Raw genomic sequence first — 21,896 nt, 5'->3', positions numbered from 1 at the left:
GGCCATTAACCTTCCTTCAATTGCATGGTTTTATATTTAGCGGATATCCGCATGTCGTCAATTTCCAGAACCAGATACTGCGTGAACGCCCGATTAGCTTCGTTCATACTCGCCCGTGGATCCCGCGGACTGCCCACACTCCCCGGATTTAGGATCAGGAAGGATCCTTCCGGCAGATCCGAAAAGTCCAAAGTTGCACCAAACTCACCAACAACAATTCCGCCTATCGTACCGTCCAGAGCTGTTCCAAAATCGGGAATCCATTGCGTCCAGCCCGCCTGTTCGCCCGCGGTATACAACCAGGCGGTCTGACAGTGTGAATGTCCCACCAATAGGATGTGTGCGTTATTGATCAATCCGGCGACCTCGGTGGGGGATGTGCCGTTGTTTGGATGGCACTGATAGTCGTACTGGGTTGCTTTTTTAATGTCATCATTATGTGGAAACCCGTGGGTCATATACACCCGCAACCCGCCCAGCGTAGCCTCTCCATATACAGGCCGATTGGCAACCATCTCGGCATGTCCCACGGGTATACCCATGGCGCGCAGCTTGCAGGTATCCCGGTAGTCGTCCGCTATGGTGGTGAAATAATTTATCAGGTCAGGATGCGCATCGGGTAGTAAAGAGTACAGGATGGCGCGATCATGGTTGCCACAGATCCATTGGCTGTTGTGGTTTTTCTCTTCAAACCATTTTTTGAACAGCTTGTAGGTAACATGACTGTCCACGCCACGGTCAAAAAGATCACCAAGGAAAATGATGCCATCCACATTGCCAACATTCTTCATGACGGCGTCCAGTTTTATTATTTCGGAGTGAATATCACTGATGACACAGATCCTCATTACAACCTTCCATCCAGTGTAAATCGGCCACAAGGATTGTCTATTTTGGGGTCGGTAAAACGGCTGCATTCAAGCCCTAACTGCTCGCGAAGGGGAGAATTGTCGGGCGCAAGTCTGCAAACCGAGCAAGCCTTGGACTGGAGATCCTCCTTGGCTTCATCGAATCTTCTTTTATTTTGATTTCGAAAATCCAGCCACGGTACACGAATAGCGCTTTTCGCGCGCCAGGCGGTCCATGCTTTTTCGAGAGCGTCTTCGTAGTCTGAGTATAGGGAGGCTATCAGCGCCAATTCACCTGCAACCTGTTCAGTCCACAGCGGTAGGGTGGTAAAAATACCCTGCTCCTGTTGGATCAGACTGATGCGATAAGCAGAAGCCGTTTGGATGTCGCCTAAACTCTTGTGGAATTCAGCTTCACGCTGTACCATGTCCGCGAATAGGGCATACATTCCCCTTCCCCCGGGGTTCTTTCGCTTAATCCACACACCGTCCATCGGCTTATAGGGGACCTTCTGACTGGCGGAGTCGATCCCTTTAACCGCTACCTGTATGTCAAACCAATTTCTCAGAGACACCAACCAAGTGACCAGGGGAGCAGTACAAACTCCAACCTGTCTGGCCCGTTCCACTCCGCCCCCGTTGACCGGCAGTTGCTCATCTTTCAGGTCAAACTCAAGACCCACCTGGCTCACCCATTCGTCGAACGCCTCTTTGTATTTCGCCTGTAATAGCCACGCACATATGCCCGTCCTATCAGTCGAAATTTTGTTTTGGGTCCGAATCAGAAGGTCCTCCGTACCCCCCCCCACCTGTTTGTTCACCCGGGCATTCAGTTTATCAAGATAAGTTTTGGCTTCTGCGACGAGCGTGCTCTCGGCGGTAATATATTTTTTGATCACCGCTTCTTCCGTCATGTTGCCAAAGATAAGGCTCCATCTCCACAAGGGGGTCTTTAACGGGTCGGGAGCCTCTTCTTCCAGTCTCTGCAACAGATCGCTTGCCCATGCCAGAGGGTCTTTGAATCTAGATGCAATAAAATCTTCTTTCTCCATGTCAGTAGGGACCGTTCCACCGGGCACTCCGGCGACATTCCCCGCCTCTTTAAGTTGTTTGAGCAATTTCAGAACAATCTTCCTCTTTTGATCACAAGCTCTTACCTGCCTCTCAATTTCGATAAAAGAGGGATGACCGGCAAGGTCAGCATATCCTGCCGGGGTTGCCCAAAGCTTGATTACCGTTATTTGACTTGTGAGGATGCCCAGTTCATCGTCCGCCTCATTGTCCAGCGCAAGCAGCAAACCAGACGCTTGCTTCTCGCGCACATTTTGATAAAGTTTATGCAAGTCCTTCAGATGAGCGAGAAAGGTGTCCAGGTCCCTATCTTGAATAAAATTCGTCAAGTCTATAAAAATTGTTCCCAGGGGATGGGTTTTCCAGGCAGTATCGTCGAGCTGCAAACGAGCAAAGTAAAGGGTTAGAAAGTGAGGGAAAATGGCATGCAGATCCTTTGCCTGCTCCGCGATGGATGATAAATCGTTGTGGTGCTTGCCGATCGAGTCAGGGCCCAGACCGATTACATACGTAGCACTTACAAATGTAGTTCTCTTGTTTTGAAAATGAGTAATAGAGTTTGCCAACCAGATCTGCAGTTCATGAATGCGGTTGATACTCCCATCGAGTGGGTAGATGGAATCAGGATTCAGAATCATGCGCCGGTAATCGTTTTTATGTGGATCTGCCAACCCACCGGCTGGAGCAACCAACTCCTGTTCGTATGCACTTCTTCCCTGCGTCCACAAATTGGTCGCGAGATCATCCAATTTAGGTATACGTTTCAGGAGTTCAGCGTGGCGTGTTTTCAAACCCACATTATTTACCAGGGGTAGGGCATCATGAGAACAAACACGCTGGAGTTCCACAAGCGTTTGTGACTGCGCCATACGGAAAATAAGAGATGCTAGGTTTTTATAGGTTTGCGAGCGGAAAAGAAATTCATCATAGATTAAGGCAGGGGCGGGTGGCATGAGTACTTGCATGCTCTTCATCACATCCGTCAGATGGTACTGATCCCACATCACCTGATACTCCAGATCCAGAGCCGGGCTCGACATTTCGCCTTCTCTATAGGTGATATTGCCGTAGTCTGTGCGGAAATCCTCAATCAATGGAAAAGGTACCACCCTGGCCTCACCCACAATGGCCACGGTTATTACTTTTCCACTCAGATACTCAATGTTTTCGTACTCTTTAATTATCTTTAGAAGTTTTGACTGTAAAGTACAGGCTATAACATCTGTATCGTACTTCAAGGTTGGGTCGGCATTGGCAGAGGCAAGTGAAATAAACACACCCTTTGCGGCATCTACCAGGGCTTTCATCTTCTTAAGAGCCCTTTGCATTGCTTCAGCATGAGGGTGGCTCCTTTCTCTGGCCCGTTTCCAAGCGGTAATGGCCGCATCCAGATTGGGTTCACCATGGTCGGGTTTTAAGTAAGATAATGCCTGTAAAGCAGAAAGGTGGGCCTCCATCTCAATAAGGTAGGGATGGGTAGCTTGATTTTTTTGCATCCACTGGACAGTTAACTCCAGGTCCTTCAGAGAAACTTTAGTCACTTCTTCATGAAGGAGAGCCAGGAGGTTCATAGCGATGCGGAGGATTTTCTGTTCCAGAGCAGCTCGCGCAGCTCTCCTCTCGCTGATTCTAGTTGTGGACAGATCCCGGACGGCATCCAATTGCGCCCACAAGTTTAATAGTCCGGAGATGGCGCCACCGGTTAAGCACTGGTAATCATCGCCGGTTTTTTCAAGGGCTGTGTTTATTTGTGTGACAATGGCTTCCACCATGCCATCATTCGCGCCAAACCCGGCCAACTTGTTTACAATGTCATCAAACTTTGTGAAAAGATTTTTACGATATACGCTGCTTCGCACAACATCCAGCCAGTTATTAATCTGCTTCAAATCCGCGCCAGGACGTTCAATCTCCACCGCAGCTTGCAGATAGGCAGACCAGGCCATTAATGTTCTCTGGGAATTCACCAAAGAATCAAAGATGGGAAGCAACGCCGTATTCGTAGAAGGTTGCTTGCGGAGTTCCGGCAGTGCCACTTCCATTTGCTTCAGCACTGACTCTATTTGATTCAAATACATGGTTACCAGTTGATCAATCGGCAGGCTGGTAGCCTGATTTTCAAGGCTCCTCAACAGATCTGTCGCCCTAACTTTAAGCTCCTGCCCCACCTTTACTGGCTTTAACCCTGCCCGACGGGTTTGAATTTCCATCGTGAGCATGAGAGGGATATCGCCCATTTTTTCATTTTCTATCGTTACCTGTAATGCTTCCAGTCTTGCCAATGCCCGATCAGGCAACTCACCGCTGGCAGCGTTCATCTCACTCTCAAATAGTTCACATAAATTGATCAACCGTTCGATATCGAAGCGATCGGCCTCAAATTCTGTAAACTGTTTCAGTTTGGATACAACATCGTGCGCAGCTCTCTTTACAGCAAAAGGGTTGGATAAGAACAATTTTCTGTAACCGGAATATCGTTGCCGCAACTGGTTCTTCACCCGGGGGATGAGACTACCGCGCAAATCGTCATTTGCGGTGGCATATAGCGGAACCTGTTTTCTGATCTCCAACCATACACGGTCTAATTCCACCAGCAAATCCAAAGGATCCCTTTGGTCATCGGTGTTGATTAATTCCCGAACGCCTTCAAAGCGGTCTCTTAGCGGTCTAAAGTTGAAAATGGCCTGGCTGATGCGATGATTGATGGCCTGGTATTCATCCCTTGTCTGACGATCCAAGTCGGTAATGGGTCGTTTGATGTGCTCAACTAGATTGTCAAATCTCATTTTCCATTCGAATGGATCTACGGCAAATGGGCCTTTTTCATCAAGGCCGCTGTTGAGCAGCTCATCCGCATATTGTTGAATTTTCTTAGAACAATAACGTTTCCAACGACGGTCCCAGATTACAATCACATCTCTAACTTTATTCCAACCCATTACAGGGTCAATTGGGTCATCACTGATGTAATGATATACTGTCAAATCTGGATCTTTGTTCTTCAAATCATCCATGCCGGCAGCATAATCACCACTAACCTGGATGGTCATGGTTTTACTTACATCAAATATCCGCTGGACCGTTTCGTTATTTTCAATCGCCCCGATCCATTGTCTAAATAAATCGATCCGTCTATCATGCTCCTGTTGATCAAGACGTAGATCTGATTGAAGCGTCAGAATGGCTTTATTCAGGTTTTCCAGAAAGCCACTAATATCCGTGCGCAACCCCGAGATATTATGAGAATCCAATTCCTCAATGAGCCTACGGGTTAACACAGTATATTTCTTGAAGCATTCCGCAAATAACCGGTAGCGATTAATAGATGTCTCTAGCCTGGGGGACGAGTTGACAGTATTTTGATCAACGTTGCTAAACATTCCCTGCCATTCAGTGGCATCGTCTTTTGCCCTGGAAAAGGCTGTTTCATCATCGGCCTGCTCAATCCGTCCCAGAGCGAAGTTAAATTGGTCCTGCAAAATCCGGGCGATTTGTTCTCTTACCAGTTCATACTTCCCGCGCAAGTGATCATCATCTACGATTTCTTCCTTACTGCTGTGTATTTCAATCCATAATTTCATGACCTGTCGGTCAAATGATTCAAGTTCAATATGATTTTCCATCTTGTGGAGGGTTGATTCCACTAGCTTCAACATATCCATCAGGTTCGTTGTCATCGGCTATTCTATTCCTCGCTTCTCTTGATGTGACAAATGTTGAAATGCATCACTCATTTGATCAATGATTTCACTTTGGAATCCATCTGCAGTGCAAATAGAAGTCTCCGCCTATCTCTTTTTATTTGAGTAAGTAGTCATAAACAACGGATTTTTGCTTTTCAAGAAACGATTGGGAACTCCAATTTTGGTGGCCGGAAAACAATGAGAGGCAGCTATTTTGGGTACTTTGTATCCGGTGATACAAAAATAGGCCGCCACATCTTCAACGGCCCAAACTTTGTCCAACTCATCCAGTTGTACCTTGGATTCACCTGTCTCATCAATCACCATTTCCCCCTTGGGCTAAATGAGCAGTCACAACCCCTAGATATTTGAATTTTTTAATAATAGTTTTACTATTTTATATGAGGTTGTATTTTTTTACAATGACAAATGCGTTAGTATTCCGGGGCGATCTGGTAGACTGTTTTTTCTTCTTTTTCAGGAGTAGTAACGAGTTTGTTGGCGAAGTCATTTTTGACCGACTAGTGCCAAAAAAAGCATCACACAGATGCCAAACAAGTAAATTCTTAGGCTGAAAATATGGAACCTGGCAATTATTTACAACCTAAAGATTATGGTCAGGAAATTTTCGAACACTAACCTGTAGAGGATGACGCATGGAACTACGCCACCATCTAAGGAATATGATTAACCCAAACAACTGGGGCAAATAGCTATGGATGAGAATCAATTAATCGCTCAATCGATTTCTGATTTTCAATATCCTCCCCAAGGAGCCAAAATCATCGCTCAATATTAGCGAACAGCGCACCAGAAACCCGAAATGCTTTTATCATCTATTAGGAAACAGGAGAGATTTCTTCAATAGAAGTAGAAAGTTACACAGTTAATAGATTAGTGACAGAGCATGGGATAAAGCCTCTTATGGCCCTGTTAACTTTAGACTAGTTGGGACGCGAATCTGAAAAAACCATTGCATCCTTAAATGGGCACAATTTCATTAGCAAAAAACTTAAAAATAATATAAGTTAAGAACGGCGACGCAAACAATCATCCCACCTGCTAATAAGGTAGGATGTACGTTCTCTTTGTGATTCCCCAATTTTCCTGATTTCCGCCTGTATCCAGTCTCTAGCTTCATCTCCATCATCTTTTCAGCATACCTTTCGGCTTCCTCAATGGATCCCTATTTAATTGTTCACCATCGCTGAAATGACGACTTCTCACTTCCCCAACCATAAACGACAGCGATTCCATCGACCAGCGTCCACAAAATACCAGCGATACATGTGCCTTCCCGTATCAACTTTGATCAACGTTTCCATTTGTCCAATCCTCTGGTTCAATCGGATATCATGTTTATACCCGTCCGCCTCTACCTCCTATAGACTCTACCGGGTTCAAACGCCAGAAATACCTGGTTCGAACGGCTAGGGTTCAAGCGGATCGAATAAACCTCACTGGCGTTCCATGACCCAGATATGGCCTTTGGTCACCAACGCTGCTTCCATCTCTTCGACATTACTGATGTAAGTGGCGAACCGCTGGCCTGAAAGCGCGAAATTGATCTCACTGGCTAATTTGCGCATAAAACTGGGTTTGTCGCAAATTACCCGGATAATGCCGTGCGAAGCAATGTGGAAGTTCTGCCACTTCTGGATGCGAGCTTGCGCATCTTTATTGGCTTCGCGTTCCACCTCGATATACACCAACTCACCGGTGGAGCCATCTCTGGCGGTGATGTCAGGCTCAAACTTATGTCCATCCGGTAACACCAGTGCGGCAGCTTCCAGAAGCACCTGGTATACCTGGTGGTCATCAAGAAATTCCCGAACCTTCATATTCAAGAGCGTATGCTCCGGGGATTTATGCCGTTTCATCAATACATCAAATTCGCATTCCAAGGCGTTTTTCCCCGATAACAGCCAGTAAGCCTGCCTGCCCTGCTCTGTCAGGTGATACAGGTAAGGCAGTACGCCGCCTGTGTCTGATCCGCGCTTTTCAAACAACTCCAGCCGCTCGATCAATCCGCGTTTCTCAATTCGGCGAATAGTATCGCCAAGCGCACTGTTTTCCGGCTTCACCGCCATGCGAACCGCCGCTAACTGAATGATCCGCGGCCGGCGGGAAATCCCTGTCTCGCCGATCACGGTCAGGAGAACCGCGTCACGGTCAAAGGTTGTCCGCTTGCGCCACTCAGCCATCCAGTTTGGTTCGGACATTCCCTTCAACACCGGTGAACCGGATGTTTCGCTACTCGCTGTGCTAGCGGTTTGCCGCTCTTTTATAACCAACTGCTCGACCTGCTGCTGAATACTGTTTCGCGACTGCAAGGCACGGATTTCCTGCTCGAGCGTTTCGGTCCGTTGCTTTGCCAAAGTCAGGGCATCCTGCAATGTTTGAGTCTGCTTCTGCAATTCCAGGATGCGTCTCTGCTGCTCTTCACCCGTTTCCGGCGTAGGCGGCACGGGCTTATCCCGCAGTTGTTTTAGCAAATCGGTTACGCGCATCTGCACAAATCGGTCATCCAGCTGCGCCAGCGTTTTCCCACCCTTGATCCATCCGTCAATATACCCCGGATCAAGTAGAGTAAGAAAAGAAACTAGGCCGCTGTGAGCAATCGTGTAAGCATGCTGAAGATTCTGCATTCGATCGGATTGTTCTTTCTCGATCAGTTCCAGATACGCTCCGGTGAGCAGGTTCGCTTGCTTTGCCTGCTGCTGGCTTAAGGAGTCCGCATCCATTGATTCTCCTGCAATGCGCTTCGCCCGTTTCTCGACTGCTCCAACTTCTCATTAATGGACTCTCTCGTGGGTTCTTCCGGCGCACCTACCCACCGCATGGTAAGCCGGGCCACATCTAGGTAGAATAATCCCGTTGCCGAGATCTGGTCATGTATTCCGGCAGCGGCTGCGGGAACTTTCGCCTGATCGATTTCATTCGCCAGGTTTACTGCCCGTTGCAGCATCTGCTGCGCCTGCCTGGAGCGCGTGAACAGGTCACCAGAAACCTGTTCGCCTAACACGCCAGCGATCTCGGAATCGAGCAACGTCATTTGCTCCAGCCAGGATCGTGCAGAGCGGCGATAATCCTCAAACGCCTTCACTTCCGGCAGCAGCAAGACCGGCTTACCATTTTCGTCTTGTGGTGATGTTAGCCAACCGATCACCGCAAAAAGAATCACCGCCGCCAGCAAGATGATGCCAATGCACTTTATGCGTTCTTTTGAGATTTCAATTTCCGCATTATCGTACAGTGACATGGTCATCCACACCTTCCGAATACCCACAAGTAATTTCAGGGATCGTCTGCCAGTTTAGTCCACGGGCCGGTTTCGCCCGCTCTCGCGCCTTGAGCGTTTCAAGAACCTGGCTACCACGCTCGTAATCAATATTGCGAATGAACTCAATGTGATCCGCAACGATCTCAAACACTGGTGGGAGTTCACGTCCACGGTCACGCTGCTGGATATGGCCTTCGACTCCAATCCGGCTGCCTTTCCTGAGATAACCGTATGCAATTTCCGCCAGTGCGCCATACGCAACAATGCGCAGCCCATAGAGTGGTTTTACCTGCGCCGTTCCGTTGCAGATCATCAGCAGGCGGATAAACGGAACCTCCTCTCCCTTCTGGTTGGTATGCTTGTCGAAATAAATATCTCCGTTGATGTCCCCAATATTCCAAGTATGGTTTCCGAGCGGCATTGTTTTTTCTCCGATGGTTGTGGAATGTCAGGCTTCATCGCCTGGTTGGATGGTCAGGTTGAGCAAATCCGGGAGTAGCGACAGCCGGTCCCAGTCAACCCCTTTGAATGCGAGGTTCCAGTCTGGATCGGCATTGCCTTGCCAGGTCAGCGACTTGCGATACTTCCGCGCTAAAACCGCCGGGGAATAACTGGCAAGCCGGTCAAAGATGCCGCCGGCACTCACGCCTGGTTGATCGCACAACCTGGCAACGGCCAGGCTGAGCGGGTTTTGCACTCCCGCGTTTGCCACCCCGTACAGAATCCAGGAAACGAACGCATTTGGACTTTTTTCTTGGGCAATCAATGCGCTCCGATTGCGAGAATTGACCCTACTCAATAGATCATCAAATTTCCAAACGTTTTCCTGTGCCTCCTCTTCCCCCACCTGTCCTGTAGGGCGGTCTGCAACTGCGTAAGAATCTTGGTTGGAAGAGGTTTCTTTCTGTATTTGGGAATCTTTAAAGCCTCTGAGAATCTTTAAAAGAGTCTCAAAACAATCGTTCGGCAGTGTCTTGACCGTCTCAATCCAATCATTCAGTACCATTTTGAGAGTCTCAGAACAATCATTGGCGGTTTTTGACAGTCTCAAAACAATCATTCCCTCTTCTTTGAGAGTCTCAAAACAATCATTCGACTGCTGATCGAGCAAGCGATAGAGTTCGTGGAGAACATCCGCATCATCGGCGGAAAGCAGTAAATTTAAAGCCGCCTGTTTGACCTGCTCATCCTCTGGCGTGAGTGGATCCATGCGCTGAACCTGGAAACACCAGTCGTATGTCCCGCCGTTTGAACGGTAGTCGCTGCGCTGCACGAAGGCGGCGATCCGCTCCTGAAGTCGCTGCCGGCGGGCATTTTCTTGAGCAGTCGCCTGCGTAATCGTATCTTTGTGGCTGCCACGTTCCAACGCAGCCGGGAACCACAGTGCAACCTGGCGCGGATTTTCGATCCCCAACCGCGCGGCCAGTATAGACAGCCCGCCATGTATCCACACCGTGTCGCGGATTTCCCCGGTCTCGTCGTTGAAGAAACACTGGTTCCGTAGTAGGGTAATCAACATGGCGGCATCATGTCCTAAGAGCGGCAGCCAGTTCTGTAAGAAGTACCAGCGCAGCAAAATGAAATCCCCCGGCGCTAGCAGGCGATCGCTGAGCTGATCGACGAGATCGGACAACTCACCTTCCAGACGTCTGCCGACGAGTGACTTCACCACATCCTGCACCATGATACGACGAGGAAGTGATTCTTTGAATTTCTCAGGCAGAGCGCGAAAAGGGTAGCGCAGAATTTCGTTCAGCTGCACGGCAATCGCTTCGCGAAGGGCATTCGCAGGATCGCGTTGGATATCCTTTGCTCGCAGGTAAACGGCCAAGTCCTCTGCATCGCCTGGCGTGAGCGGAATACCATAAAGGGCATATTTGTTCGCCGATTTCTTGGAACGTCCGGTTTGCCGGTCTCGTTCGTGATCTGTTTCGATCTTGCCCACGAACCAGTTCAGCGAGCTGCCAGTCCCAAAATCGCGGAACAATTGCGCCCGGCTGACACCCGCCCACCTGCAGACATTCTCAATCCGCGTGGCGACTTTCTCCCCGCCAGCAGGCTGTTTTCCACGGCTGGATAGATAAAATTCCTGCCAAATTCCGACGACTTCAAAAATTGTCCGGGCACCCACGTAAGGGAGCCAGCGCAGAAAGTACACCGGCATTTTGACCACCCGTTCCGGCTGCAAGAGCGCATCCCGCAAGGAGGCATACACCGGCTCGTAGGTGTCATCGGAAGGGACATTCGCCTCTCCCGGTTCAGGATCGTCATCCTGTTCCTCATCCTCCGCTTGAACGTCCGTGAGCAGCACAATCGTGAGTTCAACCGACTGGCCGAGCATGCCCGACAACTGCCGTTCAATCGTCGCCTTCAAGCGACTGTTAAGCCAGTCGATGGTGTGTTGGTTATGGCAGCCAAGTGTGAAAACCCCGTCCGCAAACGAGAGCGGTACAGCCGGCTTGACCCAGGTGTCGAACCAGGCGCGCGACATTTCATGCTGCAGGTTCGAGAGAATCCAGTCCCAGATTTTCTGCGGTGAATCAAAATTGTCTGAGACAGCCGTCATGGTGCAGTCCTTTTCTCTCGTGAGTTCTGATCTGTGAAAATTCGCTGAGGAGCCTTTTGAGAGGGGGTTGCGTCAAAGTGATCCATTACACCTATCCACTCGATTACGCGCCTCAGCGCCTTTTCTGTGCGATCAACGTCAGCAGCTACGTCAGCGGCAGCGTCAACGGATACGTCAACCATACGTCAGCGTCACGTCAGCGGCATTGTTGACGTATTTTTGTCCTCCGCTGAAATCATTGTGGTTTTGTTCGCTCGCTGTGATTTCTTTCATTCGCGATCCTTAAAGAGGGTCTTACCGGTGAGCTTAGGCTGTGGTTGAAGCTGAAGCCGCTGCTCTTCAAACGCCTTGAGCGCGTAAAGGAAAAGGAACAGCACCAACTCGCCGACTCCAACGAAGTGCTCACTGGCAACCTGCTTGACCTCCGTCTTCAATTCTGCCGGGATGCGATAAGTTGCCCTGGATTCCCAATTTTTCGGCGACTTTGCTTTCTTCCCTTTGTGATGAGATTGCTTCGCAAGAAAGGCTTGTTGCAGCCATCTACTTGCTGTAGCAACATGAGTCTGGTTACCTTCCGGGAAAAGAGTCATACGCTGCGCTTTGGGGTATGGGGATAAGGGAAGCTGACCAGCCTGATACTGTCCAAGACCATATTCGAGGAAGGCCCGCGCGACTTCATCCACCGGTACGCCTAAGGCGCTGGCAATGCGGATCAGCGTCTGGTGCGTCTCTGGCGGTATTCCCCGATAAGTGGCAATTTCCGCCCGGCGCGTCCGTTCCCATCCTCGCTCGCGGCGTTTGCGCGGTTCGGCAGCGGGGATGAAATCGAGTGGACGAATGCCGGAAGGATTTTCATTCACTTCTGGTGAAATGTTCGCATTGGAAGCATCTGGCTCTGCCTGCGTACTGCGCAGCATGGAAAAAGCATCTCGTCTTGGCATCGGCGCTCCTAATATTTGCGAACCAGGCTGGCGAAGGCCTCGTATTCCTGAGCCGCTCGCGAATCGGGCGCGTACTCGAAGATCGTCTTGCCAACCGACCAGCATTCGCGCAGCACAGTGGCAGCGTGGATGGCCGGCAGCACCTTTTCGCCAAAATCACGTTTGAGATCCGTAAGGGAGTTGCGCGATTCGCGCGTCTTGTCATCGTAGAAAGTGGGTAAGATGCCAAGTAGTCCTCCCGACCAGGCGCGTTCTTTCTGCAACGCGTGCAAGGTTATGATGGTGTTGCCAACCGCTTCCAGTGAGGCAAATTCTGTCGCGCAGGGGATAATCACCAGGTCAGCCGCCCAGATTGCCCGCTCTTGAAGACCGCCAACGGATGGTGATGTATCGAAAATGATGTAATCCATACCGTCACGGGCGAACGTGCGAACGACCTCCTTGAGATAGGAAATGGGCTTATCCTGGATGCTCGACTGTGCCTGGCCAGTGGCCTGGTTGCCGGGGATGAGAAAGAGATTGCTCCGCCCCGTTTCGCGCACATACTTCTTCACAAATGCCACTTCGTGCAAGCTGCTTTGGGTGATCATCAGCAGGTAAAATGTGCCTTGCTCCGGATCCATGCCCAGGCTGGTGGCACATTGTCCTTGCGGGTCTAGATCGATGAGCAACACCCGGCTGCCATGCTGCGCCAGAAACGCTGCCAGGTTGACGGACGTGGTGGTCTTGCCGACTCCCCCCTTCTGATTGCTGATGGTGATGATTTTTGCTGCCATTGGATCCTCCTTGTGTTTTTTCTCATCAATGTTCTGTTTCTATTGCCAGTTGTTTGTCCATGAACTGAACGTATGTATTTCCCTCGTGACCGTGAACAGAAAGCAACTCCTCAATTGAGGTGAAGATACCAAGGGCATAAGGTTCTCCCAGCCACTTCAACACAACCTGTCCATCTTGAAAAATCGTGCCTTCTGCTACAACTCCGGTTCCTGACCGGCCTGTGATATCCTTTTTACGGATCAGAATGAAGTCACGCATTACTCACACCTGATACCAATAGCAGAATGCATATAGACTTTTGAGGTTTGGATGTTATGAATGCTCTTGTTTTTCTGATTTCTAAGTCTCCGTTTGACGATTTCTTCAGGTAAGTTCAGATACACCGGCTGTCCCTCGATAAAGCTCAATCGCTGGCCGGTTTGGATATGTTCGAAAATAATCCGTTCCGGCCAGGGTGACACCTCATCCTTCGTCGGCAGGATATCTAAGAGACGAAACAGGCTGCCGTAGAAAAGGCCGGGATCTTCCTCATTGCGTGTTGGGTCATAGATAACCTTCCACAGGTAGCCTTTTGGTGCTGTGTAACCTGCAAACTCAGGTGGGAATAGCTCATCTAAAAATCTGATATCAAAACACAAATAGCCTCCTATCATTTCAGCTTGAGTTCGAAATGACCGAGGCAATTTAACGAAAATGTCCCCTGTGATAAATTACAGAGGACAAGTAATAATTAGCCTAAGGAAATTTAGGCTTCCGAGGCCGGTTCAACGAACGCGTTTGAAAACTTATGCTCAAGCTGGAGTAGAATTTCAGAAATTGAGACGGGCACTACGATTCTTTCGCAGTTGTAACGTTTTGTGCCATGCCCACCCTCCCCGCCACGTACTCAGAGACTCGCACCGTGCGAGTCTTTTTCATCCCTGCGTACCATCGAGCTATTGCATTCGAATCCCACCCTCCCCGCCACGTACTCAGAGACTCGCACCGTGCGAGTCTTTTTCATCCCTGCGTACCATCGAGGTATTGCATTCGAATCCCACCCTCCCCGCCACGAAAAGAAGCGATTAGCCTTTAGCTATTCGCTTTTTTGATTCACTCACACTTTCGAATCTCACTCCCTACGAGAATCCTTACTTTCCCTTACGGTGACACAATTTATCCTGGTCTACAAACCGGCAGCGATTCTCCGGCGGCCATTTTGTATAATGATCGGGGAAGAGAAGAAGGCCATCCTCCCGCGATTTGCGCTGTGCCCTGGAAAAATCGCTTTACCCGATAGTCCAGGTCCATCGATCGATTCGCCGGGCCTGAAACTGATTCTCTTCCAGATTCTTGTGTGGCCCTTCTTCTGATCTTCCCCTTGACTCTCCCCCAACCGGAGGGTTTATAACGGAACGATCTTTCCAATTCAGGAGACCCGACATGCCAGAGAGTCAGGAAATGCTGGACTTCTTTTCTCGACCCGGTCCCTTGACTGGCCTGGGCGAATACCAAAAACATCTGCGGACCCTGCCCGCCGAACTGCCTGCGCTGGTCGCTGCGCTTCAGAACCTGACGGTCCACATCTTCTGGACGGAGCGTTATGGACTGATACTGGACGAAACCCGCCGTTCCGAGGTGGAGATTCGCCCGGCCGCCCCCAAGCTGAAGCGGCTGCTGGAGCTGGATGCGCGCCCGTTGAACGAACCCCGCCCATTGGAGCTGCGCCTGGTGAGCAACTGCCGCGATTACTCCATACTCATGGCTGCCATCCTGCGCGCGCAGGGCATCCCGGCCCGCGCGCGGTGTGGTTTCGGCACCTACTTCATGCCCGACCATTACGAAGATCACTGGATGGTCGAGGTGTGGGACGCGGCCGGGCAGCGCTGGCTGCGGGTGGATTCGCAATTGGACGAGCTGCAGCGCGAGGCGCTCAGGATCGATTTCGATCCGCTGGACATGCCGGAGGGGAAATTCGTGCTGGCCGGCGACGCCTGGCGGATGTGCCGCGCCGGCCAGGCGGATCCAGACCACTTCGGCATCTTCGAATGGCACGGCTGGGACTTCATCCGCGGGGACGTCTTCCGGGATCTGCTGGCACTGAACAAGATCGAAGTGCTGCCCTGGGACAGTTGGGGGCTGCTGCAAACGCCCTTCGCCGAGTGCACGCCCGAACAGCAGGCGCTGGTCGACGAGGCCGCCCGCATCTCAGCCGCCGGGGATGTGGCTGCCTGTCGAAAATTCTATCGGGAAAATGAAGGGTTCCAGGCGCCGGGAGAGTGGATCAAGGTATGATCTAGTTGGATCGTTTACTAAATGAATTCTTAGATTTGCATAATTGGTATTTTCTTGTTATGGATTCTGGTCAAAAAAACTTACCCCCGCCGGAAGTCTGTAGGCGAAAATAATACTCGGCCACAGACCAGTGCAATATTGAACCAATGCGCAAAAATAGGAATTTCTTCCTTCTAGTAACCTTTTTAAAAGTCGTTATAATTAATTACATTACAAATCTTGAATACATATTTTGTTAAATATTCCAGATCATGAATAATAAAAGACAACATTACATTCCAACTTCGTATTTAAAATCATGGTGTGATCCAACGCATCCAAGAAATCAAAAGCCTTATGTGTGGATGTTTTCGAAAGACGGTTCTATTGGTAAACGCAAATCTCCAAAGAAAATCTTCTATGAAAAAGATCTTTATACTATTCGTGCTCAAGACAATAATAGAGATTTGACCTTGGAATATAACCTTTCAAGAATTGAGAATAAGTTTTTCACACTTCGAAAAGAAAAGATATCCAAACATTTAATGCTTTCGTTCGAGGAGCACTTGTATCTATGTATGTTTGTCGCAGCAATGCATGGACGTACTCCTTCGTATGCGTCTGAGCTAAGTTCTGTGTTCAATCAAGCACTTTGTTTGGGGAAGAAAATGATAGAATGGGCAAAAGAGAATCCACCTAATGAACAACAGTCTGCTGTAATACCAATAATCTCATCAGAAGATCAGGATTATTTGACCATGGAGGAAATGGAAGAAATAGTCAATCAACCACTTCAATCTTTACTATCATCGTTTGTAACAAAAATATCACCTATATTATTTCATATACCTTTTGTTTTCATCGAGATTCCAGAATCAGTCGACCTTACTTTTCTTACATCTGATACACCTTGTGTTTTTTTTGATCCAGAAATTTATAGCATCCCCAGGCCACGTTTTGCTGGAGGTTTGGTTTCGCCTACGATTGAAATCACATTACCAATATCACCAAGGATGATGGTATTATTTTCTAAAATGATTGCTGTCCATGGTAGTTATATTCAATTACCTGATAAAAAAATTATTGATCTACTAAATAGAAAAACAAGATTATTTTCAAGGGAGTATTTTATCAACAACTCAAATGCATTACGAAAGGAATGGTTCTAGCCATTAGAGTTAGTTGAAGGCACTACGTTTTCAAAAAGTTCTGCGGTGCAGGTCTTTAAAGAGCAAAGAAATCACCACACAAACGGCGCAAGACGGTAACGAACCTTTTGTGCGTATTCGATATACCCGGGCAGATCCCGCATCAACAGCTTCTCCTCATCCAGGATTCTCCACACCAACATGGGCAGGATGAGCGCAAGGAAGGCGAGCCCCCAGAATGAACCCAGCGCCAGGGGAACGCCGATCATCATCACCAGCACACCCATGTACATGGGGTGCCGGACGATCGCATAGGGGCCGCTGGAGATGACATTTTGATCCGCTTCGGTTCGGATGTTGGAAGCGCCGAAACTGTTTTCCCTGAATGTGTAAAAATCGATCAGCAGGCCCAGCGCGACCAGCCCATCCCCGGCGATCGAAACCGGTGCCGGCGCCGGTGACCAGCCCAAGCGGTGATCGAGCGCGCAGAAGACCAACAATCCCAGGTTCCCGATCAGGGCAAAGCTCATGATGATCTTTTGGGTGATGCTCTGCTCGGCCGCCGGCCCCACCTGCTTGCGCCGTTCCAGCAGCGCCGGGTCCTTCACCGAAAGGTACAGCCCAATCGCGTTGACCGCTGCCAGAAAGACGGCCATAAAAACCCAGGCTTGCCAATAATCGAAAGTCCTTGCCGGCAGAAAAAGCGCCAGCCCAAGCGCGGCCGCACCGATCAGGATCGTTCTCATGGCTGGCAGGACGTATTTTTTCAGCATCGTTCGTTCCCCTTCGCTGGTTATGATTGTACATTCATTCGAGCGCGCGGCCGTCCCCAAACCGGCAGCAAACATCAGGGCAATTGCGGGGCGATCCATTTTCCGCAATTGCCCTGCGCGCACCCCGCGGTGATGGGGAAATACCGGTAAGCCCAATCATTACCCGCTAATTCTCTCCTACGCATAAATTCCCGGTCACCGAACGGGTAATCGCCTCAGTGCCGTGCGGCAAACCATCCTCGAGCGCCCGCTCGACGGCCTGCTCGATGCGCCGCGCGCTGTCCTCCATGCTCCAGGCGTGGCGTGCCAGCAGCGCCGCGCTCAGGATGGCGGCGATGGGGTTGGCGATGCCCTGCCCGGCGATATCCGGCGCCGATCCGTGCACCGGCTCGGCCAGGGCAACGCCTTCGCCCAGATTGATCGACGGCGCCAGGCCCAGTCCGCCGCACCAACTCGACGCCTCGTCGGAGAGGATATCGCCGAACAGGTTGGTGGTGATGATCACGTCGAAGCGTTCGGGCTCGCTCGCCAGCTTGAGCGCGGCCACGTCCACCAGCAGTTCCTCCACCTCCACGGCCTGCCCGGCCCGCGTGGCGCGCACGACCGCCTCGCGCACCGTGTCGCGAAAGAGACCGTCGGTGAGCGGCAGCACGTTGGCCTTGTGGACGATGGTCAGCCGGCGCCGCCCCGCGCCGTGCATCAGCGCCAGCGCCCGTTCGGCCAGGCGCCGCGAGGCCCGTCGGGTGATGACCCGCTCGGCGATGGCCGTCTCGCCGCCGTCCTCCAGGCGCTCGCGCCCGACGTACAGCCCCTCGGTGTTCTCGCGCACCACCAGCAAATCGATTCCGCCACGCGGCGACACGCGCGGCAGGCTGCGCACCGGGCGCAGGTTGGCGTACAGGTCCAGCTCCTGGCGCAGCGTCAGGATGGCGCTGCGGTAGCCCGCGACTTTTTTGGCCGGCGAGGAAACCGCGCCGAACAGGGCTGCGCCGCATTCACGGATGGCAGCCAGCGTTTCCGGCGGCACCGCAGTTCCCCGTTCCAAAAAGCATCCCCAGCCGGCTTCCGCCTGGATCGTCTCCAACCCGGGCACCGCGGCCTGCAGCACCCGCACGGCGGCCGGGATGACTTCCTGCCCGATCCCATCCCCCGGAATGACGCATACTCTCGGCATTCTTCCCCCTTCCCTAACGGTCCGCTTCGCCCGGAAAGTGGCCGTGCTGTTTGACGTACGCCACGATGCCGCCCGCTTCGAGGATCTCCTGCGAGAAAGCCGGCAGGCGCGGCAGCGCATAAGACCGCCCAGCGTGAACGATCTCCTCGGACGCCAGCTCGAAGCTCACCTCGTTACCGTCCTGCACGGCCTGCACGATCTCGGGCGCGACGTACAGGCGCAGCCCCAGGTTGAGCGCGTTGCGGTAGAAGATGCGCGCAAACGACAGTGCCACGATGGCTCCCACCTTGCGCCGCACCAGCGCTTCCACGGCATACTCGCGCGACGATCCGCAGCCGAAGTTATCCAGCGCGACGATCAGATCGCCCGGTTGAAAATTCCGGGCGAATTCAGGACGCGCCTCGATGAAGGCCGCCTCGCCGACGTCCGCGTCCGGGCGCATATAGGGTGCGTAGCGCCCGGGGACGATCTGATCGGTATCCACGTCCGAGCCGAATTTCCATATCCGTGCCATCTCTATAAACTCCTTGGATCGGTAATCACGCCGGTCAGGGCGGTTGCGGCGGCGACGGCGGGCGAGGCCAGATAGATCTGCGAGGTCGGCGCGCCCATGCGACCTTTGAAATTGCGGTTGGCGGTCGAGAGGCACACGTCCTCGTCGCCCAGCGTGCCCATGTGACGGCCCATGCACGGGCCGCAGCCGGGGGTCGAAAGGATCGCGCCGGCGGCCAGCAGCGTCTCAAGCGTGCCGTCGGCGGCCGCGCGGCTCATCTCGACGCTCGAAGCTGGGGTGACCACGAAACGCACGCGCGGGTCGACGCGCCGCCCGCGCAGCAGGTCCGCCGTCTGGCGCAGGTCGGTGTAGCGGCCGTTGGTGCAGGTGCCCAGGAAGACCACGCTCACCGGCGTCCCGGCCACCTGCGCGAGATCGGCAACGTTGTCGACCGCGTGCGGGATGGCGACCTGCGGTTCGAGTTCGTCCAGGTCGATTTCCAGACTACGGGTGTAGCTCGCGCCAGGGTCCACGGACAGCCAATCCGGCACCTCGTAATGCTTCATGGCCTCGCCAAAGGGCGGCAGGATGCCCACTTTGGCGCCCACTTCCACCGCCATGCTGGCCAGCGTCTGCCGGCCGGGCAGCGCCAGCCAGTCCAGCCCGTGATATTCGACGGCCATGTAGTTGGCGCCGGAGATGCGCAGCTCGCGGCAGACCTTGAGCGCCAGGTCCTTGGCGTCGATGAAGGCGCCGAATCGCCCGCGCACCTGCACGCGCACGGTTTCGGGCACGCGCAGCCAGTTGCGTCCGGTGCCCCAGGTGAGGGCGATGTCGGTCGAGCCCATGCCGGCGCCAAACGCGCCCACCGAACCGTAGCTGGTGGAGTGCGAATCGGAGCCCAACACGATTTTGCCCGGCGCGGCGATGCCTTCCTCGACCAGCACCTGGTGGCAGATTCCGCGCCCCACATCGAACAGGCGGATGCCCTGTTCACGGGCAAAGGCGCGCACCCGGTTCTGCGCGTTGGCCGTGCCCACCGTGGAAGCCGGCGCCACGTGGTCGAAGACGATGACCAGTTGGCCGGGGTCTTTGACGTTATGGATGCCCATCTCTTCGCGCAGGATCTGGATGATGCTGGGCGAAAGCGAGTCATGGCTCATCACCACGTCCGGCCGCACCACGACCAGTTCGCCGGCGCGCACCTCCCGCCCGGCGGCGTGGGAAAGGATTTGTTCGGATAAGGTCTGGTTCATGCTGAAATCTCCTCCCGGGATTGAACGGATTGAATGGCCGCCATCAACAGGCCGTCCACCTCATCCAGGGCCAGTTCGCGCTCGTCCGAAAGCCGTTTGATCTGATCGGTGACGGCGCGCACCTGCGCGTCGCTCAGTTCCAGGCCCAACTGCCCGGCGCGGTAGCGAACCGCGTTCCAACCGGTCAGCCGGTGAGCGATGTGAATGTAACGGGTCAGCCCAAAATCCTCCGGCCGCAGCACCTCGTAGGTCGACGGGTTGTTGAGCACGGCCTTGGCGTGGATGCCGGCCTTGTGGGTAAAGGCCGAAAAACCGGTCACGTAGTTGTTGAAGGGAATATCCACCCGCACCAGTCCGGCCACCAGGCGGTCCAGCTCCAGCAGCAGCGGCAGGTTATATTTGCCGACCAGCGCCGGGCTGACGGCGTACAGCCGGGCGATCAACCCACCCAGCGCCGTGATCCCGTTGCGCTCGCCGATGCCCAGCACACTGGTGTCGATGTAGCTGGCGCCGGCTTCCAGCGCGGCAAAGGCGTTGGCGATGGCGCAGCCCGTGTCGTTGTGCCCATGAAACTCGATGCCGGCGCGCACCCGCCGGTGCAGGCCGCTGACCAGTTCGTAGATCTGGCGCGGGTTGCCGATGCCGACCGTGTCGGCGATCCCCACCCGGTCGACGCCCATCTGGTCCACGGCCGCGTAGACGCGGTAGAGATCCTCCGGCTCGCTGCGCAGGCTGTCTTCGGTGCTGAAGCGCACCTCCACGCTCTGCGTCTTCAGCCAGCCGACCACCTCCTGCGCCATCCCGATGATTTCCGCGATGCTCTTGCCGTGGCTGAACTCGCGCAGGTAAGAGGAAGTGCCGATCACCACGTCGACGCCGCTCACGCCTGTGCCCACCGCGCGGCGCACGTCTTCCATGGCGCAGCGCGTGTGCGTCAGCGTCCTGGCGCGCAGGCCCAGGGACGCAATCGCGCGGCAGTCGATCTCGCTCTGCGGCGAGGCGCAGGGCGTGGTCAGTTCGAGGTATTCCACGCCGAAGGCATCCAGCAGACGCGCGATCTCGATTTTCTGATCGAGGGTGAAGAAGGCGTTGACGAACTGCTCGCCTTCCCTTAATGTCGATTCGATGATATTGAACTGTTCCAGACTCATCAACCTGCTCCTCTAAATTGGCCCCGCCGGCCGGCCTGAAAGCCGGCGGCGGGTGCGGTGGATAAAAAAACGGGCCTGCCGTTTGCTGCGGTAAGCCCGTTCCTGGATCGTATCGATCCTGGGAAAAGAGGACTTACCCGACGGCTGCCGGCTTCTTCTCCTTTCCCTGCTTATTCCATTCGGCCAACGCCGGACGTTCCGCTTCGCAAGCGGCGCGCCGGAGTGAGTGGATCGCAATTTGTGGGTGGCCTTTGAAAGATTGCATGGATAAAACCTCGACCGATAAAAAATCCCCTCACCGGTAATCTGGTGAGGGGTTATTTGCTTTTCCTGTGGATCGCTCGGGTTAGCAAAAAGTCCAGACTACAGTAGGGTTCTGGTGCACTTCTTGCCTTCCTTCTTGGTGAATAGACGGGGCTGTTGCATAGACAACATTATAGGGGACAATGTGCATCTGTCAACATACAGTTGAGTTGCAA

At 52.7% G+C, this 21,896-nt stretch carries 18 protein-coding genes; 2 read left to right on the top strand and 16 right to left on the bottom strand.

Features of this window, described 5'->3' with window-relative positions:
- Positions 1-5: 5 nt before the first annotated feature.
- The 11 genes from LARV_RS04635 to LARV_RS04590 form a co-directional block, all read right to left on the bottom strand.
- On the bottom strand, positions 6-848 hold the full coding sequence (locus tag LARV_RS04635; RefSeq protein WP_075072528.1) for a metallophosphoesterase family protein: 843 nt from the start codon (positions 846-848) through the stop codon (positions 6-8).
- Positions 848-5,596, bottom strand: a complete 4,749-nt coding sequence (locus tag LARV_RS04630) for a hypothetical protein (RefSeq protein WP_075072527.1) — start codon at positions 5,594-5,596, stop codon at positions 848-850. Before LARV_RS04630 ends, LARV_RS04635 begins: the two co-directional genes overlap by 1 nt.
- A 111-nt stretch (positions 5,597-5,707) precedes the next feature.
- Positions 5,708-5,926 (bottom strand): hypothetical protein, encoded by a 219-nt coding sequence (locus tag LARV_RS20060; protein WP_152031689.1) that lies wholly within the window; start codon positions 5,924-5,926, stop codon positions 5,708-5,710.
- A gap of 1,133 nt (positions 5,927-7,059) precedes the next feature.
- Positions 7,060-8,346, bottom strand: a complete 1,287-nt coding sequence (locus LARV_RS04625) for a hypothetical protein (protein ID WP_075072526.1) — start codon at positions 8,344-8,346, stop codon at positions 7,060-7,062.
- Complete coding sequence (locus LARV_RS04620; protein WP_075072525.1) at positions 8,328-8,870, bottom strand: hypothetical protein; 543 nt, start codon at positions 8,868-8,870, stop codon at positions 8,328-8,330. The genes LARV_RS04625 and LARV_RS04620 overlap by 19 nt, the downstream gene beginning before the upstream one ends.
- Positions 8,848-9,306 (bottom strand): single-stranded DNA-binding protein, encoded by a 459-nt coding sequence (locus LARV_RS04615; protein WP_075072524.1) that lies wholly within the window; start codon positions 9,304-9,306, stop codon positions 8,848-8,850. Before LARV_RS04615 ends, LARV_RS04620 begins: the two co-directional genes overlap by 23 nt.
- 27 nt (positions 9,307-9,333) lie before the next feature.
- The gene (locus LARV_RS04610; RefSeq protein WP_075072523.1) at positions 9,334-11,451 is read right to left on the bottom strand and encodes a DnaA N-terminal domain-containing protein; all 2,118 of its coding nucleotides are present in this window, start codon (positions 11,449-11,451) and stop codon (positions 9,334-9,336) included.
- A 269-nt stretch (positions 11,452-11,720) separates the two neighbouring features.
- Positions 11,721-12,392, bottom strand: coding sequence for a hypothetical protein (locus tag LARV_RS04605; RefSeq protein ID WP_075072522.1), 672 nt, complete (start codon positions 12,390-12,392; stop codon positions 11,721-11,723).
- Positions 12,393-12,400: 8 nt separating this feature from the next.
- A complete protein-coding gene (locus LARV_RS04600) occupies positions 12,401-13,168 on the bottom strand; it encodes a ParA family protein (RefSeq protein ID WP_075072521.1) in 768 nt (255 codons plus the stop codon).
- Positions 13,169-13,193: 25 nt separating this feature from the next.
- Complete coding sequence (locus LARV_RS04595) at positions 13,194-13,427, bottom strand: hypothetical protein (RefSeq protein ID WP_075072520.1); 234 nt, start codon at positions 13,425-13,427, stop codon at positions 13,194-13,196.
- Positions 13,427-13,807: a hypothetical protein gene (locus tag LARV_RS04590; RefSeq protein WP_075072519.1), complete on the bottom strand. Its 381-nt coding sequence runs from the start codon at positions 13,805-13,807 to the stop codon at positions 13,427-13,429. Before LARV_RS04590 ends, LARV_RS04595 begins: the two co-directional genes overlap by 1 nt.
- Before the next feature lie 784 nt (positions 13,808-14,591).
- Here LARV_RS04590 and LARV_RS04585 point away from each other — a divergent pair.
- Together LARV_RS04585 and LARV_RS04580 are read left to right on the top strand one after the other, a co-directional pair.
- Positions 14,592-15,443 (top strand): transglutaminase-like domain-containing protein, encoded by an 852-nt coding sequence (locus LARV_RS04585; protein ID WP_075072518.1) that lies wholly within the window; start codon positions 14,592-14,594, stop codon positions 15,441-15,443.
- 251 nt (positions 15,444-15,694) lie between these two features.
- Complete coding sequence (locus LARV_RS04580) at positions 15,695-16,591, top strand: DUF4238 domain-containing protein (RefSeq protein WP_075072517.1); 897 nt, start codon at positions 15,695-15,697, stop codon at positions 16,589-16,591.
- 71 nt (positions 16,592-16,662) lie between these two features.
- On the opposite strand, the gene LARV_RS04575 is transcribed toward LARV_RS04580, so the two are convergent.
- The 5 genes from LARV_RS04575 to lysS all read right to left on the bottom strand — a co-directional run bounded on the left by LARV_RS04575 (position 16,663) and on the right by lysS (position 21,417).
- Positions 16,663-17,316 (bottom strand): methyltransferase family protein, encoded by a 654-nt coding sequence (locus LARV_RS04575; RefSeq protein WP_152031859.1) that lies wholly within the window; start codon positions 17,314-17,316, stop codon positions 16,663-16,665.
- Between the two features lie 193 nt (positions 17,317-17,509).
- A complete protein-coding gene (locus LARV_RS04570) occupies positions 17,510-18,517 on the bottom strand; it encodes an isocitrate/isopropylmalate dehydrogenase family protein (protein ID WP_075072516.1) in 1,008 nt (335 codons plus the stop codon).
- A gap of 13 nt (positions 18,518-18,530) precedes the next feature.
- Positions 18,531-19,031, bottom strand: coding sequence for a LeuD/DmdB family oxidoreductase small subunit (locus LARV_RS04565; RefSeq protein WP_075072515.1), 501 nt, complete (start codon positions 19,029-19,031; stop codon positions 18,531-18,533).
- Between the two features lie 2 nt (positions 19,032-19,033).
- A complete protein-coding gene (locus LARV_RS04560; protein WP_075072514.1) occupies positions 19,034-20,266 on the bottom strand; it encodes a 3-isopropylmalate dehydratase large subunit in 1,233 nt (410 codons plus the stop codon).
- Complete coding sequence (lysS, locus tag LARV_RS04555) at positions 20,263-21,417, bottom strand: homocitrate synthase (RefSeq protein ID WP_075072513.1); 1,155 nt, start codon at positions 21,415-21,417, stop codon at positions 20,263-20,265. Before lysS ends, LARV_RS04560 begins: the two co-directional genes overlap by 4 nt.
- Positions 21,418-21,896: the final 479 nt, after the last annotated feature.

This window comes from Longilinea arvoryzae, from assembly GCF_001050235.1.
Classification (GTDB): domain Bacteria; phylum Chloroflexota; class Anaerolineae; order Anaerolineales; family Anaerolineaceae; genus Longilinea; species Longilinea arvoryzae.
The sequence above is the reverse complement of the archived record's forward strand: the minus strand, read 5'-3'. Positions and strand labels throughout refer to the sequence as shown.

Coding starts and splice junctions, on each gene's coding strand:
- LARV_RS04635 (WP_075072528.1), bottom strand. CDS start 848: ATGAGGATCTGTGTCATCAGTGATATTCACTCCGAAATAATAAAACTG.
- LARV_RS04630 (WP_075072527.1), bottom strand. CDS start 5,596: ATGACAACGAACCTGATGGATATGTTGAAGCTAGTGGAATCAACCCTC.
- LARV_RS04625 (WP_075072526.1), bottom strand. CDS start 8,346: ATGGATGCGGACTCCTTAAGCCAGCAGCAGGCAAAGCAAGCGAACCTG.
- LARV_RS04620 (WP_075072525.1), bottom strand. CDS start 8,870: ATGACCATGTCACTGTACGATAATGCGGAAATTGAAATCTCAAAAGAA.
- LARV_RS04615 (WP_075072524.1), bottom strand. CDS start 9,306: ATGCCGCTCGGAAACCATACTTGGAATATTGGGGACATCAACGGAGAT.
- LARV_RS04610 (WP_075072523.1), bottom strand. CDS start 11,451: ATGACGGCTGTCTCAGACAATTTTGATTCACCGCAGAAAATCTGGGAC.
- LARV_RS04605 (WP_075072522.1), bottom strand. CDS start 12,392: ATGCCAAGACGAGATGCTTTTTCCATGCTGCGCAGTACGCAGGCAGAG.
- LARV_RS04600 (WP_075072521.1), bottom strand. CDS start 13,168: ATGGCAGCAAAAATCATCACCATCAGCAATCAGAAGGGGGGAGTCGGC.
- LARV_RS04595 (WP_075072520.1), bottom strand. CDS start 13,427: ATGCGTGACTTCATTCTGATCCGTAAAAAGGATATCACAGGCCGGTCA.
- LARV_RS04585 (WP_075072518.1), top strand. CDS start 14,592: ATGCCAGAGAGTCAGGAAATGCTGGACTTCTTTTCTCGACCCGGTCCC.
- LARV_RS04580 (WP_075072517.1), top strand. CDS start 15,695: ATGAATAATAAAAGACAACATTACATTCCAACTTCGTATTTAAAATCA.
- LARV_RS04575 (WP_152031859.1), bottom strand. CDS start 17,316: ATGAGAACGATCCTGATCGGTGCGGCCGCGCTTGGGCTGGCGCTTTTT.
- LARV_RS04570 (WP_075072516.1), bottom strand. CDS start 18,517: ATGCCGAGAGTATGCGTCATTCCGGGGGATGGGATCGGGCAGGAAGTC.
- LARV_RS04565 (WP_075072515.1), bottom strand. CDS start 19,031: ATGGCACGGATATGGAAATTCGGCTCGGACGTGGATACCGATCAGATC.
- LARV_RS04560 (WP_075072514.1), bottom strand. CDS start 20,266: ATGAACCAGACCTTATCCGAACAAATCCTTTCCCACGCCGCCGGGCGG.
- lysS (WP_075072513.1), bottom strand. CDS start 21,417: ATGAGTCTGGAACAGTTCAATATCATCGAATCGACATTAAGGGAAGGC.